This window comes from Alloprevotella rava (genome assembly GCF_014195585.1).
GTDB lineage: Bacteria > Bacteroidota > Bacteroidia > Bacteroidales > Bacteroidaceae > Alloprevotella > Alloprevotella rava.
In genome coordinates, this window is the sequence record NZ_JACICA010000008.1 from 21722 (window position 1) to 44982 (window position 23261).

The 23261-nt window shown below is 40.2% G+C and carries 18 protein-coding genes; 7 read left to right on the forward strand and 11 right to left on the reverse strand.

Annotation, left to right across the window (positions count from 1 at the left end; translation table 11 throughout):
* From FHS60_RS07460 to FHS60_RS07475, 4 genes are all read left to right on the forward strand, one after another.
* Positions 1-1695: an OstA-like protein gene (locus tag FHS60_RS07460; protein ID WP_221189656.1), complete on the forward strand. Its 1695-nt coding sequence runs from the start codon at positions 1-3 to the stop codon at positions 1693-1695.
* Positions 1696-1722: 27 nt separating this feature from the next.
* The gene (gene mutL, locus FHS60_RS07465) at positions 1723-3540 is read left to right on the forward strand and encodes a DNA mismatch repair endonuclease MutL (protein ID WP_183697162.1); all 1818 of its coding nucleotides are present in this window, start codon (positions 1723-1725) and stop codon (positions 3538-3540) included.
* A gap of 206 nt (positions 3541-3746) precedes the next feature.
* The gene (locus FHS60_RS07470) at positions 3747-4919 is read left to right on the forward strand and encodes an OmpA family protein (RefSeq protein WP_183697165.1); all 1173 of its coding nucleotides are present in this window, start codon (positions 3747-3749) and stop codon (positions 4917-4919) included.
* Positions 4920-5096: 177 nt separating this feature from the next.
* A complete protein-coding gene (locus FHS60_RS07475; protein WP_183697168.1) occupies positions 5097-5921 on the forward strand; it encodes an oxidoreductase in 825 nt (274 codons plus the stop codon).
* A gap of 61 nt (positions 5922-5982) precedes the next feature.
* Here the strand turns inward: FHS60_RS07475 and FHS60_RS07480 are convergent, their stop codons facing one another.
* From FHS60_RS07480 to FHS60_RS07525, 10 genes are all read right to left on the reverse strand, one after another.
* Positions 5983-6192 carry a hypothetical protein gene (locus FHS60_RS07480; protein WP_183697171.1) on the reverse strand — a complete coding sequence of 70 codons (210 nt, stop codon included), beginning with the start codon at positions 6190-6192 and terminating at the stop codon, positions 5983-5985.
* Between the two features lie 15 nt (positions 6193-6207).
* On the reverse strand, positions 6208-7389 hold the full coding sequence (locus tag FHS60_RS07485; protein WP_183697174.1) for a phosphoribosylaminoimidazolecarboxamide formyltransferase: 1182 nt from the start codon (positions 7387-7389) through the stop codon (positions 6208-6210).
* Between the two features lie 143 nt (positions 7390-7532).
* Positions 7533-9032: a Do family serine endopeptidase gene (locus tag FHS60_RS07490; protein ID WP_183697177.1), complete on the reverse strand. Its 1500-nt coding sequence runs from the start codon at positions 9030-9032 to the stop codon at positions 7533-7535.
* 488 nt (positions 9033-9520) lie between these two features.
* Positions 9521-10072: a BatD family protein gene (locus FHS60_RS07495; RefSeq protein WP_183697179.1), complete on the reverse strand. Its 552-nt coding sequence runs from the start codon at positions 10070-10072 to the stop codon at positions 9521-9523.
* Complete coding sequence (locus FHS60_RS07500; RefSeq protein ID WP_183697182.1) at positions 10059-12062, reverse strand: NAD(+) synthase; 2004 nt, start codon at positions 12060-12062, stop codon at positions 10059-10061. Before FHS60_RS07500 ends, FHS60_RS07495 begins: the two co-directional genes overlap by 14 nt.
* 41 nt (positions 12063-12103) lie before the next feature.
* The gene (gene pgeF / locus FHS60_RS07505; protein ID WP_183697184.1) at positions 12104-12862 is read right to left on the reverse strand and encodes a peptidoglycan editing factor PgeF; all 759 of its coding nucleotides are present in this window, start codon (positions 12860-12862) and stop codon (positions 12104-12106) included.
* On the reverse strand, positions 12855-14006 hold the full coding sequence (gene obgE, locus FHS60_RS07510; RefSeq protein ID WP_183697187.1) for a GTPase ObgE: 1152 nt from the start codon (positions 14004-14006) through the stop codon (positions 12855-12857). The genes pgeF and obgE overlap by 8 nt, the downstream gene beginning before the upstream one ends.
* A 113-nt stretch (positions 14007-14119) precedes the next feature.
* A complete protein-coding gene (locus FHS60_RS07515) occupies positions 14120-14689 on the reverse strand; it encodes an adenylate kinase (RefSeq protein ID WP_183697190.1) in 570 nt (189 codons plus the stop codon).
* Between the two features lie 31 nt (positions 14690-14720).
* The gene (gene hpt / locus FHS60_RS07520; RefSeq protein WP_183697193.1) at positions 14721-15254 is read right to left on the reverse strand and encodes a hypoxanthine phosphoribosyltransferase; all 534 of its coding nucleotides are present in this window, start codon (positions 15252-15254) and stop codon (positions 14721-14723) included.
* Between the two features lie 137 nt (positions 15255-15391).
* Positions 15392-17551, reverse strand: a complete 2160-nt coding sequence (locus FHS60_RS07525; protein WP_183697196.1) for an elongation factor G — start codon at positions 17549-17551, stop codon at positions 15392-15394.
* A gap of 269 nt (positions 17552-17820) precedes the next feature.
* Between FHS60_RS07525 and serC the strand changes: the two genes are divergently transcribed.
* The 3 genes from serC (at position 17821) to FHS60_RS07540 (ending at position 21243) form a co-directional block, all read left to right on the forward strand.
* A complete protein-coding gene (gene serC, locus FHS60_RS07530; protein ID WP_183697199.1) occupies positions 17821-18888 on the forward strand; it encodes a 3-phosphoserine/phosphohydroxythreonine transaminase in 1068 nt (355 codons plus the stop codon).
* Positions 18889-18977: 89 nt separating this feature from the next.
* A complete protein-coding gene (locus tag FHS60_RS07535) occupies positions 18978-19898 on the forward strand; it encodes a 3-phosphoglycerate dehydrogenase (protein WP_183697202.1) in 921 nt (306 codons plus the stop codon).
* Positions 19899-19992: 94 nt separating this feature from the next.
* Positions 19993-21243, forward strand: a complete 1251-nt coding sequence (locus FHS60_RS07540) for a DUF1015 domain-containing protein (protein WP_183697205.1) — start codon at positions 19993-19995, stop codon at positions 21241-21243.
* 184 nt (positions 21244-21427) lie between these two features.
* Here FHS60_RS07540 and FHS60_RS07545 read toward each other — a convergent pair whose 3' ends face one another.
* Positions 21428-23056, reverse strand: coding sequence for an Rne/Rng family ribonuclease (locus FHS60_RS07545; RefSeq protein WP_183697208.1), 1629 nt, complete (start codon positions 23054-23056; stop codon positions 21428-21430).
* Positions 23057-23261: the final 205 nt, after the last annotated feature.

A 23261-nucleotide genomic window follows, 5' to 3' on the forward strand; every position in this document is an offset into this window, starting at 1 on the left:
ATGGAAAGAAAAGAAAGAAAACAAATATGTGCATTAGTCCTAGTTTCTATACTAGGACTTTTGTGGCTTGGCGCTTATGCAATACGTCCTAAGAAAGGAGTAAATGAGCGCATCTTTTTGGTTCATGCGGATAACCTACGATATAATGAATTTGAACAACCCGATGCACAACGCTTGAGTGGAAAAGTTCATTTTCGGCAGGGGGGGATGAATATGTATGCAGATAGTGCTGTGTATTTTCAAGCTGCCAATTCTTTTGAAGCTTTTGGGCATGTGCGTATATTGCAGGGTGATACATTATCTTTGGTTGGTGAGCAACTTTATTATGACGGAGAAGCAATGTTGGCACAAATGCGCCGTAATGTTATATTACGTCATCGGAAGCAGGTGCTGATAACAGATAGTTTGAACTTTGACCGCTTTTATGATGTGGGCTATTTCTTTAATGGAGGACAACTTATTGATGGCCAAAATGATTTGACGTCAGATTGGGGAGAGTATTATCTGGGTCAACAAAAGGCTTCGTTTAATTTTAATGTCAAATTAAAAAATCCTAAGTTTACCTTAACTACTGATACCTTACACTATAATGTCCGTACCAAATGGGCCGAAGTTCAAGGACCTTCTAATATCTATCACGGTAAAGACATTGTATATACAGAGCGGGGATATTATAATTCAGAAAAAGAAATATATCGTCTGTCTAATGTTTCTAAGCGTACAGAGTTGTATCATAATGCTATTACTCATAATGGTCGAATAACGGACTATGAAAGTCGCTTGCTTGGTGATTCTCTTGTTTATGAGAAGGATGATAAAATGAAAGTCTTTGGGCATGCTTTTTATGAGGATAAAAAGAACAGAGGTCAGTTAATGGGGGATTATGGTGAGTATCATGAGGACTTAGGAATCGCAATGGCTACAGGAAATGCTTTAGCAAAAGAATATTCCCAAGGCAAAGATACTCTTTTTGTTCATGCAGATACGCTTCGCCTTTATTCCTATGATTTAGAGACAGACAAACCCAAAACAAAAGAAACGAAAAATATTTATCGTGTTCTTCACGGGTATTTCCATGTTCGCTCTTTCCGTGATGATGTGCAGGCAGTTTGTGATTCTCTTGTTTTTAATTCTCAAAAGAAATTACTTACGCTTTATCGTGACCCGATAGTCTGGAGTGATAATCGCCAGGTATTGGGCGAAGAAATTAATGTCTTTACAAATGACTCTACCATCGATAGTATTCATGTAGATCGGCAAGCATTACTCGTCGAACAGCTACAGACAGATTCTGCTATTGTCTATAATCAAATTACGGGGCAACAAATGCGGAGCTATTTTGTTAATGGTCAAATGGATCATAATGAAGTTCAAGGAAACGTTTGTATCGTATATTATCCTCTTGATAAAGATAGTGTTCTAGATAATGTGGTATATGCAGAAACGTCTAAGTTGCGTATGACTTTGGCCAATAAGAAACTGAAGCGAATTTGGGGACCAGCAACGACCGGTACTGTCTATCCAGTTGCGCTTGCTCCGTCGGACAAAACAATTTTGCCAAATTTTGCATGGTTTGATTACATCCGTCCTTTAAATAAAAGCGATTTGTTTAATTGGCGCGGGAAGAAAAAAGGCAGTGAATTAAAAATAATGCCACGCCGTGAAGCTCCCTTACAGCATTTCTCTAAAGATTAGTGTTTTAGACTATCAAAGAAGAATATAATGAGTGATATTATCCATCTCTTGCCAGATACCGTAGCGAACCAAATTGCTGCAGGAGAAGTCATACAACGCCCATCCTCTGTTATTAAGGAATTAGTGGAAAACTCTATCGATGCAGGTGCTGCTTTAATACAGGTTTATGTCGTAGAAGCAGGGAAAACAAGCATTCAAGTTATAGATAATGGCACAGGCATGAGCGAAACAGATGCTCGCTTGGCATTTGAGCGTCATGCAACATCTAAGATTCGTGAGGCCTCCGATCTTTTTAATCTCTGCACAATGGGGTTTCGTGGCGAAGCTTTGGCATCTATTGTTGCTGTAGCTCAAGTTGAATTGCGTACACGGCAGAAAGATAAAGAATTAGGAATCAGTCTGCAAATAGAAGGAGGTAAATTTAAAGAGGAGCAACCAGTGTCATGTCCTATTGGCGCAAACTTTATGGTGCGTAATTTATTCTTTAATATCCCTGCACGTAGAAAGTTCTTAAAGTCTAATCAAACAGAGTTGAGTAATATTGTTCAAGAGTTTGAGCGCATTGCTTTGGCTCACCCAGCAGTTTCATTTAAACTTTATTCTAATGGAACTCTGATGCACGACCTTGTCAGTGGTAATTTTCGTCAGAGAATTTCTGGTGTTTTTGGCCGTAAGATGGATCAACAGTTGATTCCTATTTGGGCTGATACAGAAATAGCAAAAATAACAGGTTTTGTTGGATGTCCAGAAAGCTCGCGTAAGAAAGGTGTTCGTCAATACTTCTTTGTTAATGGTCGCTTTATGCGCCATCCGTATTTTTCAAAAGCGGTACAAAGTGCTTTTGACCGTTTAATTCCCGAAAATGAGCAGGTCCCTTATTTCTTGAACTTTGAAGTAGATCCCCAGCGGATAGATGTTAATATTCATCCGACAAAGACTGAGGTAAAATTCCAAGATGAGCAAGAACTTTGGCAAATTATCTTGGCTGGAGTTCGTGATGCGTTAAGTAAGTTTAATGCAGTTCCAACGATAGACTTTGATACTGATAATCGTCCACAATTACCCGTCTTTGATGAGACAATACCTGTACAGCAACCGCGTGTTCATATTGACCACACTTTTAATCCTTTCAAAGAATCTGCTTCTCGTAAAACCTCTTGGGAAGAAGAGTATAATCGTGCTTTTGGTTTGAATCATTCTGTCCAGAAGCAGCCCTCTTTGTGGGAGCAAGAGAATGAAAAACGACAAACAATAACAAACGACATTTCATCTGTTACTGAATTTTCTGGGACTGACTATTTGCAGTTTCGAGGACGCTACATTGTTGTTAGTGTGAAATCTGGTCTTATGTTTGTTGATCAAAATCGTGCACATTCTCGAATTCTGTATGATAAATTTCGCCAGCAGTTAAAAGGTCGCACGGGAACACCGCAGGGGATTCTTTTTCCTCCGAGTCTTCACCTTACACCTGTTGAGAAAATCCATTTTGATGAAATTGTTGAAGATTTAAAAGCTCTTGGATTTGAGTTTTCGGATATAGATGCTGATAATATAACGATTAAATGTATTCCAGCGGATTCAGCAGGAGTTGACCCCGAGTGTTTGGTTCGTGAATTGCTAGAGGCTAGTTCTGCTAGTCCTTGTTCTGTTAGAGAGGATATCACTAATTGCTTGGCTTTAGGACTAGCAAGAAAGAGTGCAATGCCCATTGGAGAATTGCTTGATACAAAGCAGATGGCAAATCTTCTTTCACTCCTGTTTTCTTGTTCAATGCCGAATTATACGCCAGATGGGTTACCTACGCTTTCAATTTTGCAGAATGAGCAAGTCGATGCACTCTTTTAACGAATATATTTTGCAGTGATATCCCCGTTTCTTCTTGAAAAATCTTTGCAAATAGTTGTTTTATAGATTAAAATATGGGATTTTACGAAAAAAAGTACAAATATGTTATATATATCTATGAAACTTTATATAACTTTGCAATTGAATTATAAGTGTATCATAGCATTTTAAGATTCAGATATTAATGTTTCACTAAAATAAAAAGTATGAGAAAGTTAATGATTGCACTTGCTTTCGTAGGTTTTGCTACGTCAAGCATGGCTCAGGACTACAATGTAGCTCCTACTAAAAAGTACAGTGTTGCTACCAATTCTTTTTGGGCAAACTGGTTTATTAGTGTAGGTGGTCAGTATCAGGCTAGTTATTCTTCACAGGAAGTTAAAGGTCTGAAATTTGATCCCTTCAACAAGGCTCGTGGTGAGTTCGGTTTTAACGTTGCTGTTGGTAAATGGTTTACTCCTGGTCTCGGTCTCCGTACTAAGTTTGAAGGTATTTGGGCTGATCGTGTAATTTCTGAGAATAATCATAAAAACTACAATTATTGGAATATTCACGAGGATGTAATGTTCAACCTCTCTAACATCTTCTGTGGCTATAATGAGAAGCGTGTTTGGAACTTCATTCCTTATGCAGGTATCGGTGTGGTTCGTAATATGACAGATCATAATTATGATATCTCTTATCAGGCTGGTTTGTTGAACAACTTCCGTCTTTCCAATCACCTTTCTGCTTTCATTGACATCTATGCTAATGCGTGGGAAGGAACTGTTGACAAGGCGACTAAGTATGGTGTTGCAGACAACTGGGCTAATTATAAGAAGAGTCGTGCTCGTCATTGGGACAAGAACCTTGGTGTTGCTGTAGGTCTTACATATAATCTCGGTAAGAGCAACTGGGATAAGGTACCCGATGTTGATGCTTTGATGGCAATGAATAAGGAACAGATGGATGCTCTCAATGCTTCTCTCAAGGAGCAGCAGGATGAGAACGCACGTCTCCGCGATATGCTTGCTAACCAGCCTAAGGGTGGTGAAACTATTACGAAGACTGAAGTTCAAACTGTGACTACTACTCAGTCTGTATTCTTCAATCTTGGCAGCAGCAAGATTGCTAGTCGTAAGGATCTCGTAAATGTTAAGGAACTCGCTGACTACGCTAAGCAGAACAATTCAACTATCGTTGTAACAGGTTATGCAGACAGCAAGACAGGTTCTACTGCTTTCAACCAGAAGCTCTCTCAGAGTCGTGCTAATACTGTTGCTGACGAACTCGTTAAGATGGGCGTAAGCCGCAGCAATATCGAAACTGTTGCAGCAGGTGGCGTAGACACGCTCAATCCGTTTAGCTACAACCGTCGTGCTACTGTGAAGATCAAGTAATTACGACTTCAAAGCTTTTAGATAGGGGTATCTTAATAGATGCCCCTATTTTATTTTCCTACTGCGAAAAGTATATTTTATTATATCTGAAGAGTTCTTTGCTAGAAGTATTATTTTGAAAGTTTTAAATTTGTAGGAGTGAATGCAGCATAGACAATATAGTTATGCAGATTAACTATGAAGAAAGAAAAGATAATTATAATAACTGGTGCTAGTAGCGGTATAGGATTTCAGACCGCAGCAAAGTTAGCAAAGCAAGGGCATGTGGTCTATGGTGCAGCCCGTAGGATAGGGAAGATAGAATCTCTTAAAGTTTTTGGAGTAAAGCCTTTGGAATTGGATGTAACTTCGGAATATAGTATAGACAAAGCCCTATCTCTAGTGCTGCACGCAGAAGGAAGAATTGATGTTTTAATAAATAATGCCGGCTATGGCTCTTTGGGGGCTATTGAAGATGTAACGATAGATAAAGCACGCCGGCAGTTTGATGTAAATCTTTTTGGAATTGCAATGCTCACTAAGAAAGTTCTACCCCATATGCGCTTTCAGAAAAGTGGAACCATTATCAATATTAGTTCTATGGCTGGGCGCTTTTCCTCTTGTTTTGGTGGTTGGTATCATGCCACGAAGTATGCTTTAGAAGCTTTCAGTGATTCCTTACGTATGGAAGTAAAACCTTTTGGCATTCATGTTTCCATCATTGAGCCTGGCGGAATTAAAACTCCCTGGGGACAGATAGCTGCAAACCATTTGGACGATAGTTCTAAAGGAGGAGCTTATGAGGTTCAGGCAAGAAAAACCGCTGAAATGTTGCGTAAGCTCTATGATGGCCGTATATTGTCAGAACCTAAACTTATAGCAAGAACAATCTGCAAGGCTGTTAATTCTTCTCATCCAAAGGCACGCTATCTCATCGGTTTGGGTGCAAAACCTTTGGTGTTTCTACATACTATTCTGCCTACGCGCTGGTTTGATTTCTTGATGACTCGTGTGCTTAATTAACTTGGATTCTTTAAATTAAAGCCCCTTGATGAGACTTGTAAGTCTTTTCGAGGGGCTTGTTTTATGCTTTATGCCTATTTGCTCTACGTCTGCGGATATCTGCTTTCTTTTTTGCAGCACCACTTCCGTGTAAGCCTGTTATATAGGTTTTCTTTTTAGCTTTAGTTTTTACTTTGGTCTCTTCGCTTTTTTTTGAACGCTTAGTACCTTTGAAAACTATGCCAGTAGTTATGGCTTGTTGGATTTCTTCTTCTCCTACGTGTCTATCCATTTTATTTCATTCTTTTTAATGATGGAAAAGACGGATTCCTGTAAAGGCCATAGCAATGCCATACTTATCACAAGTAGCAATAACATGGTCGTCCCTCACACTACCACCTGCTTGGGCAACGTAGGCGACACCACTTTTGTGGGCACGCTCAATGTTGTCGCCAAAGGGGAAGAAAGCATCGCTGCCTAGACACACTCCTGTGTTCTTTGTAATCCATTCTTTCTTTTCTTCTCGCGTCAACTCTTGTGGCTTTTCTGTGAAGAATTTTTGCCATTCTCCATCTTTAAGGACATCTTCCCATTCTTCACTGATATAGATATCAATAGTGTTGTCGCGGTCAGCTCTTCTTATCTTTTCTACCCAAGGCAGGTTCATCACTTTCGGATGTTGACGAAGCCACCAAATGTCGGCCTTGCTTCCTGCAAGTCTTGTGCAATGGATTCGGCTCTGTTGTCCAGCACCAATACCAATTGCTTGTCCATCCTTTACATAGCAAACAGAGTTGCTTTGCGTGTATTTGAGGATGATGAGTGCAATCTTCAAGTCGCGCTTTGCTTCTTCCGAAAAATCCTTATTGCTTGTTGGAATGTTATCAAAGAGGTTGTCAGCTGTCAAGTCAATTTCATTGCGTCCTTGCTCGAATGTGATACCAAAAACCTGTTTCTGTTCAATGGGTTCAGGCTTATAGTTCGTGTCGATTTGGATGACATTATATGTCCCTTTTCTCTTTTCACGCAGAATATCTAAGGCTTCTTCTGTATAGCCAGGCGCAATAACACCATCGCTCACTTCCCGCTTGATGAGTAGAGCTGTAGCTTTATCGCAGGTATCGCTCAATGCAATAAAATCGCCATAGGATGACATGCGATCAGCGCCTCGGGCTCTTGCGTAAGCAGAAGCTATTGAGGTTAATTCAAAATCCACATCATCTACCCAGTAAATTTTACGGAGAGTTTCATTCAGTGGCAGACCGATGGCAGCTCCTGCAGGCGAAACGTGTTTGAAACTAGTTGCTGCAGGGATTCCTGTAGCTTCTTTGAGTTCTTTTACGAGTTGCCAACCATTGAGTGCATCAAGAAAATTGATGTAGCCAGGACGACCATTAAGTACTGTAACAGGGAGTTCTCCGTTTTCGATGAAAACACGGGCAGGTTTTTGGTTGGGATTGCAACCATACTTTAAAGCCAGTTCTTGCATAATGAAGATTGAATAATAAATGCGTCGCGAAGTTAGTGAAAAATGTGCGATAATTCTTTTTTTCGGGGGTAGAAAACAATAGCGGATCTCTCGAAACAGAAGCCTCGGAAATCCGCTATATCTATTTTTATTGAAGAACCCTTTTATTTCTTCTTTGGATTGCTCAATTCAACGGTAAAGCTCTTATTATATCCCGTTTGAGTTTTTGCGCGAATCCACAGAACGCGATCTGTCGACATATTTGCACGCTTCACAGTCTCATAGAAGTCGTCAATAGAATTCAGATCCTTATCATTGACGCGCATCAGAATGACACCTTTGGTGATGCCTGCTTCTTTCATTTTGCCATCGCGTACAGCCGTCACCATAAGTCCATGGCTGAGTGCCAACTCTTCTTTCTCGCTCGCAGTGAGTTTTCTCAGTGCGATACCTAACTGCTCATCGTCGATATTTTCAACTGCTGTAGTTGTGCCTTGCTGGTTGCGAAGAGTCAGAGATGTTGTTGTAGCTTTCTTGTTTCTAAGGTATGTCACGCTGATTTTATCACCTGGACGATGATTGGCTAAGATTTCGTTTAATTCTCCAAACTTTGTAACTTTCTTGCCGTCCACAGCTGTAATCACATCTCCCTCTTTGATTCCTGCAGCTTGTGCAGCGCCATCGGAGGAAACTTCACCAACGTAGACACCTTCAGTCGTTCCAAGTTCAATATCTTTTCCTTTCTCCTTTTGTGTGTCAATATAGTTGATAACGTCTTGACCACTGATCCCCATCAAGGCGCGTTGCACTGTTCCAAACTTGCGGAGATCGGCCACCACCTTGTTCATAATGCTCACGGGAATGGCAAAGCCATATCCAGCGTAGGAACCTGTTTGCGAATAAATCATATTGTTGATTCCCACCAGTTCACCACGTGCGTTGACCAAAGCACCGCCAGAGTTTCCAGGATTGATAGCTGCATCGGTCTGAATACTTGATTCAACAGCATTACCTCCTGTAGTACGTGCTTTGGCACTCACAATTCCGGCAGTTACAGTTGAAGTCAAGCTAAAAGGATTGCCGATAGCAAGTACCCATTCTCCTAAGCGGAGATTATCCGAATTACCAATAGTTATAGGCTGTAAATCTTTTGCTTCAATTTTAATTAGCGCTAAGTCAGAATTTTTGTCTGTGCCAATGATGCGTGCTTTGAACTCTCGGTTGTCGTTGAGTTTTACAATCATCTCCGTTGCACCTTCCACAACGTGGTTGTTTGTCACGATATAGCCATCGTTTGTCAAGATAACACCTGAGCCCGCTCCTTTGCGATCTGGTTCTTTGTAAGTTCTTTGTTGCGAATCGCCGCCATTACCGCGCCCAAAGAAATCTCCGAAGAAATCCTCAAAAGGGTTAGAATATTGTACGGTCCGTGACGAACCTTCGACCGTCACCTTGATATAAACCACTGAATTGATAGCTTTTTCTGCTGCATAAGTCAAGTCAGGGAGGTTTTGATAAGTTGCAGGTACTGCTTTTGTTTCAGAAACGGCAGTTGTACCTATTTCAGTTCTTGGTGCAGAACCATTGATGGCAGATTTAGCAACCATCGTTGCAGGCCATCCTAATGAAATGGCTACTGCGGCTAACATAAATCCTTTTTTCATAACTAATTTGTTTATTGTTTTTGTTGATTTAGTCATGTGTAATACTTCTTGTTGCTTTTTACCTTGCAAAAATAAACGTATTTACTACTGTTTTCTTAAAAGATTTTTGAAAAATCATCAAATGACCTGTTCTTTTAACAATATTAAGTTTTAAGTTGTTGGATAGATGCTTTTAGTGGTGATTTTGATAATTCTTTTGCTTCCTTGATCTGTGTTTTACTAGTTCTGGATTTTTCATTTTATGGTATTATTACTTCCTCAGCGTAAATATCTTTATTGTATTTGAAAATACAATAAAGATGTCGGCTGATTCCCTTATTGTATTTTCAAACGCAATAAGGATATTTGTATACTTTGTGCTTTTCTAGAATTTTCAGGGAAGACTTCTTTACAGTTTTCCTATGAATAAATCTTCTATTCCGTAAAAAACAGGCTATCAGCGTTTGATTATCGTTGACAGCCTGCAATGTAGGTTGTAAGCCAGAGAATTAGAGCGTGAGCTCTTTTGATTGAAGCAATTCTTTTGTTGTCTTCTGTGGCTTATAAATAACGGGGATTTTTACTTTTTCTGTAGCAGTTTTTATACGAATATCTTTGGTTTCTTGAGGAATCCACCAGCCTAAGAAAGGAGAACCTTGTTGAGCCGGGATGTAGGTCCTTGCTATTCCTTCAAATTTGAAGGAGGGGAGTACTAGTGTTGTAATTTCATTGGCAGAAATTATATATTCTGCCCAAATCAAACTATTGAATGCTTGCCCTTTATAGTTGCGAAGGCCGAGAGTCTCATTGCGATTAAAGTTAAGCCGACGCACGGTAGCATTTTTTAGCTTGAGTGTTAGTGTATTGCAACGTATTTGTTGTAGGTCAGCATCAGAGTAGAGAACAATAGAGACCAACATACTATCGCCCTTAATGAGAGCGGGCTTCTCTACAATAGTTCGCGCAAAGAAAATGGGTTTCTTTTGTGCAACTAGGGGGAGAGTATAGCTCCAGAGGATACTCAGAAATAATGCAATAATAGCAGGTTTAGTTGCTTTCATTGTTTGGCTGCGTGACAGGACTGATTTGTTCTTTTAGATTTTCGCATTCTTCCAGCCAAAGAGCTGCGCAAGCATCAGAGGGCATACGCCAATCGCCTCGAGGACTGAGAGAACAACTTCCAACTTTCGGACCATCGGGGAGACAACTACGTTTAAATTGCTGACTGAAGAAGCGATGGCAGAATGTTTGCAGCCATTTTAGAATTGTAGTATCATCGTAGGTTGATACATTCTTATTACTACCATTAAAAGCTTTTTGTGCTAGATAGAAAACCTTGCTTGGACGGAAACCTTTGCGCAGGAAATGATAAATGAAAAAGTCGTGCAACTCGTATGGTCCGACGAGATCTTCCGTCTTTTGGAGTATATCTCCGTTTGCTGTTGCGGGAATGAGCTCTGGACTAATGGGCGTATTAACAATATCGAGGAGTGTGCTTTTTATATGTTCATCTTCCACGTGTTGAGCCACACAACTTACAAGATGATAAACTAGCGTTTTAGGAATAGAAGAATTAACTGCATACATAGACATTTGGTCGCCATTGTAAGTAGCCCAGCCTAGTGCAAGTTCGCTCAAATCTCCTGTTCCTACTACAAAACCATTCATTTGGTTGGCAGCATCCATGAGAATTTGCGTGCGTTCGCGTGCCTGGCTGTTTTCGTAGGTAATATCGTGCTTTGCAGGGTCGATTCCTAAGTCCTTGAAATGTACATTGCAGGCATCTTTTATGCTGATTTCTCTTATGGTAACGCCCAAGCCTTTCATTAAGTTGATAGCGTTAGTATAAGTGCGGTCTGTTGTACCGAAGCCTGGCATCGTGATACCAATAATACCTTTTCTATCCTTTTTTAATCTGTCGAAAGCATTTACGCAAACGAGTAAAGCTAATGTGGAATCTAACCCGCCACTGATTCCTACAACTACAGTTTCAGCATGCGTATGGTCAATGCGTTTTGCTAAACCTTCACTTTGAATACTGAGAATTTCTTCGCAACATTCATCAATTTTATCTGCGCTAGGAACGAAAGGAAGAGCAGGGATATTACGTGTTAGAGTGAAGCGCTCCTTATCGAAGATTGTAGGATTCATCTCAATGTGTAGGTATGTGCCTTTGTCAGACTGCTGCATTAAGTCTTTTACCGAGGCAAATGTTGTATTAACACGGCGTTCCTGTCGGAGACTATCAATGTCAATTTCGCTGACAATGAGTTGTTCTTGCATAGAGAAACGTTTGCCTTCTTCCAAAATATGTCCATTTTCTGCAATGAATCCCAGGCCGCTAAAGACTATATCTTGTGTGCTTTCTCCATAACCACTGCCAGCATATACATAGCCACTAATACAGCGTGCACTCTGGTTGCAGATAAGGCCTTTTAAATATGCATTTTTTCCTACTAATTCGTTGCTGCTACTTAAGTTGAAAATAATCTCTGCACCATGTAATGAGAGTTTAGAACTAGGTGGGATAGTGGCCCATAGATCTTCGCAGATTTCTACGCCAAAGGTGAATCGACCATTGTTGAACAAGAGGTGATCTCCACAAGGTATTTGCTGTCCAAAGAAGTTGATTTGTTCCTGTCTTCCTAAACGAGAAGCAGAGCTAAACCAGCGAGCTTCATAGAACTCTTTATAGTTAGGAATATATGTCTTAGGCACTATACCATAAATTTTTCCTCCTTGAACAACTGCGGCACAATTGAGAAGCATTCCATCGTAGGCAAATGGAAGCCCTACAATGGTTGTAATGTTGAGGTTGTGGCTGAACTCCATGATTTTTAGTAATGAGGTTTCAGCCTCTTCCAAAAGAATCTGTTGTTGGAAAAGATCTTGACACGTATAACCCGTAATAGAAAGTTCGGGGAATACAATAATCTCGATGCCGAGTCCTTCAGCTCGAGCCATCATGCTCTCAATTTGTGCTGTATTAAATTTGCAGTCGGCTACTCGTACGCGGGGGACAGCTGCAGCTACTTTGATAAATCCATGCATAAGTTATTCTTTTTTTATTCGCAAAGGTAATGAAAAACTCATTACTTTAGTAGAATACCAGTATACATTCGACCAGAGTTGATACCAAGACGGCGAGCTGAGAAGAATGTATCGTAATAATTATAAGTACAAATGTTTGCAATAGAAATATTTTCCAATTCTACACCTGCTGCTACTAAAAGGTTAAAATTTGCAGTCCATAAATCAATGTGCCATTTCTCTTTTTGCTCTGCAATGGCTGACATTTTAAAGTCAGCCATTGCAAATGCGTCATAGACTTCTTTGTCCACCTCAAAAGCCTCTTTACTTATGCTTGGACCTATGATGGCTTTGAGATTTTGAGGAAGTGAACCATAGTGCTCTTTCATTTCTTTAATGGTGTTGCAAACTATTTTTCTGACAGTCCCACGCCATCCTGCATGAACCGCTCCGATAGCTTGATTTTTTGTATCGTAGAGGAGAATTGGGACACAGTCGGCTGTTGATATACCTATGCAGAGTTGTCTCTCATTGGTAATAACAGCATCAATGTTTTCTAGGTCTGTATTTTTTGTTTGTGATGTAACGGCTCGTACTTCTGCAAGATGAACTTGTTGTGGTACGATAATACGCTCACTAGGAATATTAAGGAATTGGCTGAGCCGGTTGCGATTTTCTTGTACATCCTCTAGCCTATCATTGCAGTAGTGGGATATATTAAAGGAGGAGTAGTATCCTTTGCTTACTCCTCCTTTTCTCGTTGTGGAGAATGCTCGAACTTTACTGTCAAGCGAATACTCCAAAATGTCAGTTTCAGTCATCAAGAATCTCTATGTCTTCTAAATCAAGAATTTCATCATCTGTTGCTTCTTCAAAGTCTGGCTCCCATTCCTCAAAGTCTTGATCTAAAATACGTACTTCACGATCTCGATGAATGAGACTTCCTCCTTTAGAAACTGCTTGTAATTTGTTGCTCTCGCTGTTGAGTTCTTTCCAAAGACAATCTTTTAATTCTTGGATGCCTTTACCAGCAACAGCAGAAATGAATAAAACGGGAAGTTCCGTGGGTAATTCGGCACTTAGCATATCAATGAGTTCCTCATCTAAGAGATCAGATTTAGTGATTGCTAAGACTCTGTGCTTATCGAGCATCTGAGGGTTGAACTTTCCTAATTCACCTAAGAGAACTTCGTATTCTTTTTTGATATCATCAGTGTCGCCAGGAACCATGAAAAGTAGGAGAGAGTTGCGCTCAATATGGCGAAGAAAGCGAAGTCCTAGTCCTTTTCCCTCAGCAGCTCCTTCAATGATTCCAGGAATATCTGCCATGACAAAGCTCTGGTTGTCACGGTAGGGAACAATACCAAGACTTGGCTCCATTGTCGTGAAGGGGTAATTAGCAATTTTGGGCTTCGCAGAAGAAACGGCAGAAAGAAGTGTTGATTTTCCTGCATTGGGGAAACCAACAAGTCCAACATCGGCGAGCAACTTCAATTCAAGAATGATCATCATCTCTTGCATTGGCTCACCAGGTTGTGCATAGCGTGGTGTCTGATTAGTAGCTGTGCGGAAATGCCAATTGCCTTTTCCGCCACGTCCGCCTTTTAGCAGCATTACTACTTGCCCATCCTCCGTAACATCGCAGATATATTTACCTGTTTCAGCATCGTAGGCAACAGTGCCGCAGGGTACATCAATATAGCGGTCTTGCCCATCAGCTCCATGCAAGAGAGATTTTCCTCCATTGCCACCATGTCCTGCAAAAACATGGCGTTCATAGCGCAAGTGAAGAAGTGTCCAGTAGTTGTGGTTTCCTCTTAAATATATGTTTCCACCACGTCCTCCATCTCCTCCATCGGGACCACCATTGGGTTGGTATTTAGCGCGGTGTAGATGCATTGAGCCACGTCCACCTTTTCCTGAGCGACAATAAATTTTTACGTAGTCAACGAAGTTGGATTCCATTTTTTTCTTAGAGTGAGACCAAAGAGATTAGAAAAGATTTGAATAAAAAGAAAACGAACTACACTTCCTCACTGTTAGTGAGGTGTTGTGTAATTCGTTTGTATATGATGATTTTAGAGCTCGTCAATAACTTTGCAAAGCGCAGCTTCGATTTCTTCGAGAGAACCAATTCCCTTAACAGAATGACAAATGCCTTCAGAAGTGTACCAATCAATGAGTGGACTCGTCTGATTCTTGTAGACAGTTAATCGTTTTTGGATCGTTTCTTCATTATCGTCAGCGCGGCCAGAAGTCTTACCCCGATTGATAAGGCGAGATATAAGTTCTTCTTCAGGGACATCAAGTTCGAGCATAGCACTTACCTCAGTATTTCTGTCTGCCAACATTTTCTTTAGGGCTTCTGCTTGAGGAATGGTACGAGGGAATCCATCAAAGATAACACCATCGCAGGGACAAAGGCTATCGTATGTGCTTGCGAGAATATCGATCATCAGTGAATCTGGGATTAACTGACCGTTATCTATGTAATTTTTAGCAGTTTTTCCTAGTTCCGTGCCGTTTTTTATTTCTCCACGCAATACATCGCCTGTAGAGATATGTTTGAAACCATATCTTTTAACCAACAGATCACTTTGAGTACCCTTGCCTGAGCCTGGAGCACCAAAAATAACTAAATTCTTCATATTCTTGAATAATCCTTTTGTATGTTTCCTCTTATTTGATGGTATAGATTTCAGGTAAGTTTCTACCCTCACCATCATAATCAAGCCCATAACCTACAATGAAGTCATTGGGGATGTTGAAGCAGCAATAAGGAATATCGAGGTTTACTTTTAAATTTCCTGGTTTTACTAATAGCGATGCTATCTTGATACTGGCAGGATGACGTGCTTGCAGCATAGCCAATAATTCTTCCATGGTTTTGCCTGAGTCAATAATATCTTCTACGATGACAACGTGACGATTTTCTATATTCTCATTTAAACCAATAAGTTCTTTTACTACACCTGTTGATTTTGTTCCTGCATAGGAGGCCATGCGAACAAACGTGATTTCACAATCTATAGAAATTCCTCGTATTAAATCTGCTGCAAAAACAAAAGCACCATTCAGCACGGCAAGGAATAGCGGTTTTTTGCCGTTAAGGTCTTTACTTATTTGTGCTGCTACTTCTGCGACGCGCTTCTGAATTTCCTCTCGAGAAATTGAAACGGTGAAAGTTTTGTCCTTTACCTGAATAGTTTTCATACTTGTTTTTAGAAAATTTGCTGCGAAGGTACAATAAGTATGAAGAAACTCCAAATTACTCCAAATCTTTTCTGCTCTCTTGGGATGGATAAAAAGAGCCCTCCAAAATGGAAGGCTCTTTGTCTTTACTGAATGTTTTATGCATCCTCTTCGTTTTGTTTAGAGAACTCATCAATAAGTTTCTTTTGCAAATCCGTCGGTATTAGTTCATAAGAAGCAAACTTCATAATGAAACTTGCGCGGCCGCCAGTTAAACTACTTAACGTAGTGGAGTAGTTTGACATTTCTTTCAAGGGTACTTTTGCTGATAATTTCTGGTAGCCATTTTCATCAACCATACCAATTATCATACCTCGACGCCCTTGTAGATCGCTCATTACATCGCCCATCGCTTCTACTGGAGTGAATACTTCAACGTCATAAATTGGTTCAAGTACCTTGGGGCCTGCATCGCGGAATGCTTGACTGAACGCATTTCGGCCAGCTAATGTGAATGAAATTTCATTAGAGTCAACTGGGTGCATTTTACCATCGAATACAACAACGCGAACGTCGCGAGCGTAAGAACCTGTTAGTGGACCTTGCTCCATTCTACTCATGATACCTTTAAGAATTGCTGGCATAAATCGAGTATCAATAGCTCCACCAACAACGCTGTTGATAAAGACTAATTTGCCACCCCATTCTAATGGGATTTCTTCTTTTCCCTTGATATTAACGCGAATTTCTTGCCCTCCAAAATTGTAGCTTGTGGGATCTGGCATTCCTTCATGGTAGGGTTCAACAATTAAGTGTACTTCACCAAATTGTCCAGCACCACCAGATTGTTTTTTGTGTCGATAATCTCCTTTTGCAGGTTTAGTAATTGTTTCGCGATAAGGAATCTTTTGCTCGTAGAATTCAACGGAAATTTTATCGAGGTTTTCTAAACGCCATTTGAGAGTACGGAGATGGAATTCTCCTTGTCCTTTGACAAGAGTTTGTCGCAACTCTTTACTCTGTTCAATAATCCATGTTGGATCTTCAAGACGCATGCGCTGAATAGCCTGCATCATCTTTTCTGTATCGGATTCGTTGACAGCCTTAATCGCACGAATGTATTTTGGCTCTGGGTATTTTATCCAATTGAATCGATTCTCACAATTTGCTCCGTTTAGAGTGTTTCCTGTGCGTACATCTTTTAGCTTAACTGTGCATCCAATATCACCAGCAAGCATTTTTTCTACTTTGTCGCGCTGAGCTCCTGCACAGGTAAATATTTGTGCGACGCGTTCTTTTGTTCCTCTGTCAGAATTTGTAAGTTCATCTCCTTCTTTCAGCGTACCACTCATAACTTTAAAGTATTGTACTTCTCCGATATGTGGTTCCACGCCAGTCTTGAAAAAGTAAACGCTTGTTGGGCCATTAGGATTTAATAAGACTTCTTCTCCTCTTGTGTTATGTACCGCAGGCATTTCGTCAACGAAGGGGACTACATTACCAAGGAATTCCATTAGGCGACCAACGCCCATATTCTTATAAGCACATACACAGAATACAGGGAAAATGCTGCGAGTTGCCATTCCTTTACGAATGCCTTCCCGCATTTCGTCTTCAGTAAGCTGTTCCGTTTCGAAGAACTTTTCCATGAGGTTTTCATCATTTTCTGCTGCAGCTTCTACTAAGGCTTTGTGCATTTCTTGAGCTCTTTCCATTTCCTCTGCTGGAATGTCTTCTATTGTAGGTTGCCCACCTTCTTCTCCCCACGTTAATTTCTTCATGAGAATAACATCTATCAGCGAATTGAAGTCGGGACCTGTTTTTACAGGGTATTGTACAGGAAGAGCTTTGGGGCCATAAATACCTTGTAGTTGTTCTACAATATTATTATAGTCACACAGTTCAGAATCTAATTGATTGAGGAGGAATATGACTGGTTTCTGAAGTTTCTCTGTGTAGCGGAAGTGATTTTGTGTACCTACTTCTGGACCATATTGCCCATTTATAAGAAGTATTGCAGTGTCTGTGACATTCAGTGCTGTAAGGGCTGCTCCAACAAAATCATCAGATCCAGGACAATCAATGATATTTAATTTCTTATTATTCCATTCCACATGGAATATCGTAGAGAATACTGAATATCCATAGTCTTGTTCAACAGGGAAATAGTCGCTGACGGTATTTTTCATTGTTATGCGACCGCGGCGTTTAATAAGACCACTCTCATAGAGCAATGCTTCAGTTAGAGTGGTCTTACCTGAGCCGTCATTGCCTAAAAGAGCAATGTTCTTGATGTCGTGAGAATCGTAAACTTTCATAGTGATGGCTTTTTGTTTTTATTGAATAGGTATTATGCGGTGTATCCGCAGTTGTAAATTTGTTTCGGCCGCAAAGTAGTGAGAATTTTGAAGCTGACAAAACGTAAAAACTATGTTGTATAACATGTTTTTGAAGGAAAAATCTATTTGCAGAAGTGTAGAGTTACGCTTTCTTAAAAAAATATTCGCATTATTTGGAGAAACCAGTAAAACTCCCTACATTCGCCAACGAAATTATTGTTTAACTAATATCTAATTATTCAATAGACATGAAGAAGTACAATTTTGGTGCGGGACCCTCAATTCTCCCGCAGGAAGTTATGAAAGCCACTGCTGAAGCATGTGTAGATTTTAATGGTATTGGCCTATCTCTGATGGAAATGAGCCATCGCAGTAAAGAATTTCAAGCTGTGATTGATGAGGCTCAAGATCTTATGAAAGAACTTTTAGGCGTCCCTGAAGGATATAGCGTTTTATTCCTTGGAGGCGGTGCTAGTCTGGAGTTCTGTATGGTGCCATACAACTTCCTCGAAAATAAAGCTGCCTATGTAAATACTGGGGTATGGGCAACAAAGGCCGTAAAAGAGGCTAAATTGTTTGGAGAAGTTGTGGAGGTTGCTTCATCAAAGGATAAAAATTTTACATACTATCCCAAGAATTTTGAGATACCACAAGACGCAGACTACCTACATGTCACTTCAAATAATACTATTTATGGTACTGAATATCTGAAAGATTTTGAATCTCCGATACCCGTTATCTGTGATATGTCTAGTGATATTCTTTCTCGTCCTGTGGATGTAAGTAAGTATACAATGATATATGGTGGCGCTCAGAAAAACATTTCTATGGCTGGTGTAACTTTTGTTATTGTAAAAGATGAAGCTCTTGGTAAGGTTAGTAGAGCCATTCCTACAATGCTTGATTATCGTACTCATATTAAGAAGGGATCTATGTTTAATACCCCTCCTGTGATCCCTATTTATTCAGCCTTACAAACACTTCGTTGGGTAAAGGCTCAAGGTGGTGTTGTAGAAATGGATCGCCGTGCTCAAGAGCGTGCTGACTTACTTTATGCTGAAATTGATCGTAACAAGTGTTTCAAAGGAACAGCAGTGAAAGAAGATCGTAGTCGTATGAATATTTGTTTTATCATGACAGACGAGTATAAAGACCTAGAAGCTGAGTTCCTTGCCTTTGCTCTTGAACGTGGTATTTGGGGAATCAAGGGACATCGTGATGTGGGTGGTTTCCGCGCTTCATGCTATAATGCAATGCCGGTTGAGGGTGTTAAGGCTTTAATCGCTTGTATGCAGGAGTTTGAAGAAAAACATTAAAATCAATAAAAGACTGACAAGTGAGCAATATTCAATATTGTTCACTTGTCAGTCTCTCTTCCTTTACTAACTTTTATTTATTATTGACTATGAAAATTTTAGTTGCAACGCAAAAGCCCTTTGCTTCTGTTGCTGTTGAGGGTATTCGAGAAATTGTGGAAAAAGCAGGCTTCGATCTGGCTTTGCTAGAAAAATATGCGGAAAAATCTGAGTTGCTTGATGCAGTTAAAGATGTAAATGCAATCATCATTCGTTCAGATAAAATTGATGCGGAAATCATGGATGCTGCACCAGAGTTGAAGATTATTGTTCGTGCTGGTGCAGGTTTTGATAATGTTGATCTGCAAGCGGCCACGCAGCATGGCATTGTTGTAATGAATACTCCTGGGCAGAACTCAAATGCTGTTGCGGAACTTGTTTTTGGCCTTCTTCTCTTTACCGTCCGTAATCGTTATAATGGTAAGTCTGGGACGGAATTGATGGGAAAGAAACTTGGACTTTTAGCTTTTGGAAACGTTCCTCAGAATGTGGCTCGTGTAGCTAAAGGGTTTGGAATGGATATTTGTGCTTATGATGCTTATTGTCCGCAAGAAGTCTTTGTTCAGCAAGGTGTTCAGCAAATGACTTCTGCAGAAGAATTATTCCGTATGTGTGATGTGGTAAGTCTTCATATCCCTTCTACTCCAGAAACGAAGAATAGTATCAATGCCAAGTTGATTAGCAGCATGAAGTCAAATGCGATTCTTGTTAATACTGCTCGTCAAGATGTTATTAATGAGTCTGAACTCATTCGTACATTGCAAGAGCGTCCAGACTTGCGCTACGTTAGTGACCTTCAGCTTGCAGCCGATGAGGAAGCTCGTGAAAAACTTGGTGATCGCTACTTTGCAACTCCAAAGAAGATGGGAGCTCAGACTGCTGAGGCTAATATCAATGCTGGACTTGCTGCTGCGAATCAGATTGTAGCTTTTTTCAAAGACGGGGAAACTCGTTTCCAAGTAAATAAGTAAGTAAGTATGATATAAGGTGCAAGGTACGATATTTATGGGTGTGTCTCTATATACTGTATCTTGTGTCTCTAAAAATAACTCATTTCAAAATCTTATGGCAAGAATCAAACCATTCAAGGGCGTTCGTCCTCCTAAGGAATTAGTTGAGCAAGTAGAAAGTCGTCCTTACGATGTGCTCGACTCCGATGAAGCACGCGCCGAAGCAGGCGATAATAAAAAGTCGCTTTACCATATTATCAAACCTGAAATTAATTTTCCTGAAGGAACCAGTGAGTATGATCCTCGTGTATATGAAAGTGGAGCAGAACAATTCTTAAAGTTTCAAGAGCAAGGCTGGCTTGTGCAAGACGAAAAGGAAAACTATTATCTCTATGCACAGACTATGAATGGACATACACAGTATGGTTTTGTTGTTTGTTGTCATGTTCAAGATTATCTTAATAATGTAATTAAGAAGCACGAACTGACTCGTCGTGATAAAGAGGAAGACCGAATGAAGCATGTACGCAATACACGTGCAAATATAGAGCCTGTATTCCTTGCTTATAAAGAACGTCCTGTACTCACGGAAATTATAAACCGTTATGCGGCCCAAATGCCAGAGTATGATTTCATTGCTCCTATAGATGGTTTTGGTCATCGTTTTTGGCTGATTGCTGACGAGAAAGATATTGCTGTAATCACTGCTGAATTTGATCAGATGGACGCCCTTTATATAGCTGATGGCCATCATAGATCAGCAGCTGCAGCTCTAGTAGGTAAAGAGAGAGCTGAGCAAAATCCTCGAAATACAGGTGATGAAGAATATAACTTCTATATGGCTGTGTGCTTCCCTGAGGAACAGCTTACAATTCTTGGTTATAACCGTGTAGTTACAGATTTAAATGGGCTTACTCCACAAGAGTTTCTTGCAGCACTTAGTGCTGATTTTATTGTTGAAGATGCAGGTACAGAAGAATATGCTCCGCAACAATCCCATGAATTCTCTCTTTATTTAGAGGGACATTGGTATAGACTACAAGCTCGTCCTGGCACCTTTGATTCTTCAGATCCTATAGGAGTTCTTGACGTGGATATTTCTTCTCGCTTAATTCTTGATAAACTACTTAATATTACAGATTTGCGTGGTGATCGCCGTATAGATTTTGTAGGTGGCCTTCGTGGGATGAGAGAGTTGAAGCGCCGTGTGGATAGTGGTGAAATGAAAGCTGCACTTGCTTTGTATCCAGTTACAATGCAGCAAATTATTGCTATTGCAGATGCAGGCCGGATTATGCCCCCTAAAGCTACGTGGTTTGAGCCTAAACTACGCAGTGGGCTTGTAATTCATAAACTTGATGACTGACCTGTGTGAATAATTCTATAAAAAGTTAGTTCCGTAATATGCTTTTATTAAGTGTATTGCGGAATTAAATATTATGCATAGTATCTGTTTGAACAACGGTGGTTTTATTCAAACCATAAAAGAATAAAGAAATGCAAAGTTGCTATAGTTGAGCGAACTTTGCATTTCTTTTGACTACATGGCTTTATGCCATTTCTTTAACTCCTCTCATATCGATTTCTTCGCCTTTATCATTATAGAATTGATATTGTAAATAGGCGAGGCCTTCGTTGGGAGTGAGCTGTATACTTGTTTTGTATTTAAACTGCCATTTTCGTTTGAGGGAAATAAATCCCTTATCGAGATAAGCAGCAATATAGGGGTGAACGTGTAGACGGATTCGCTTGAAATGAAGCTGTTGTGACAATTGTCGTATTTTTCCTTCAAGTAGATCTGTAAAGAGAATACTCGGTTTTATTTTACCTGTACCTCCGCAGGTAGGACATGTTTCTTCAACATTGGGTTCTTCTACTGGCCGAACGCGTTGTCTGGTAATTTGCATAAGTCCAAATTTAGACAATGGAAGGATATTATGACGAGCACGATCGCTCTTCATATTCTCCACCATGCGTTCGTATAACTTCTGTCTATTTTCTGGTTGAGCCATGTCAATAAAGTCAACCACAATGATACCACCCATATCACGTAGGCGTAATTGGCGAGCCAGTTCATCGGCAGCACCTAAATTTACATCAAGAGCATTTACTTCTTGTCCTTCAGGAGAACGCGAACGATTGCCACTATTAACGTCGATAACGTGAAGTGCCTCAGTGTGTTCTATGATTAGGTAAGCACCATGTTTATAGGTGACGGTACGGCCAAAGGAACTCTTTATCTGTCTAGTGACGGAGAAATTATCGAAGATGGGCACATTGCCTTGATACAGCTTTACAATATCTAGGCGAGTAGGGGCAATCATCGAAACATAGGCACGAATATCATTAAAAACTTCTTTATCGTTGATATAGATGTTTTCGTAAGAGGGATTGAAGAGGTCACGAAGTAGAGCCACGGCTCGACTCGTTTCTTCATAGCAGAGTGTTGGCCTATAATTTTGCAAGGCTTGTTGCGGAGATTTTGCTTCTGCTTCTATTTTCTTCTGTGCTTGTCGTGCTTTCCGCACCTTGCTGATGGTCTCTTCCCAGCGTTGGTAAAGAATTTTTATTTCCAAGTCAAGTTCGCTAGCTCGCTTGCCTTCTGCAACAGTTCGGATAATGACACCAAAACCTTTTGGTTTAATGCTATGAATAAGTTGCTTGAGACGAGCGCGTTCTTGACTACTCCTGATTTTTGAGGAGACGGAAATCTTGTCACTAAAAGGGATTAGAACCAGGAATCTTCCAGGAAAACTAATGTCACAGCTCACGCGAGGGCCTTTTGTTGACATTGGTTCTTTCTGAATCTGAACAAGTACTTCTTGTCCTTGTTTAACAACGTTTTGAACGCTTCCTTCTTTTTCAAGGTCGCCTTGTCCAAGAGCCTTTGTAATGGAAGCATCTTTTCTTCCGTCACCCAATAGGCTCATATATTTATCTAATGAGCGATAGCGAATACCTAGATCTAGGTAATGGAGGAATGCATCTCGCTCATATCCAACGTTCACGAAACAAGCATTAAGCCCAGGCATGATTTTCTTGACTTTCGCAAGATAGATATTGCCCACAGAAAAATGTGCTTCACGTCCTTCTTGTTGATACTCGACGAGGCGCTTATCTTCAAGTAGGGCGATAGAGATTTCTTTGGGGCGAACATCTACTATTACTTCACTTGTCATAATCTTTTGTGAGGTTTAATGTTTAGGTTCGTAATTTACAAAAAAGAGAATTGGGAAATAGGATGACTCTATGAAGGTGTTTCCATGAAGTTTGAATCCTGTTTCGCAATCCTCATTTGCTGAGTCGTCTTGAGAGATTATTTGCTCTTATGACGATTCTTTCTTAGGCGTTTTTTACGCTTGTGCGTAGACATCTTGTGTCTTT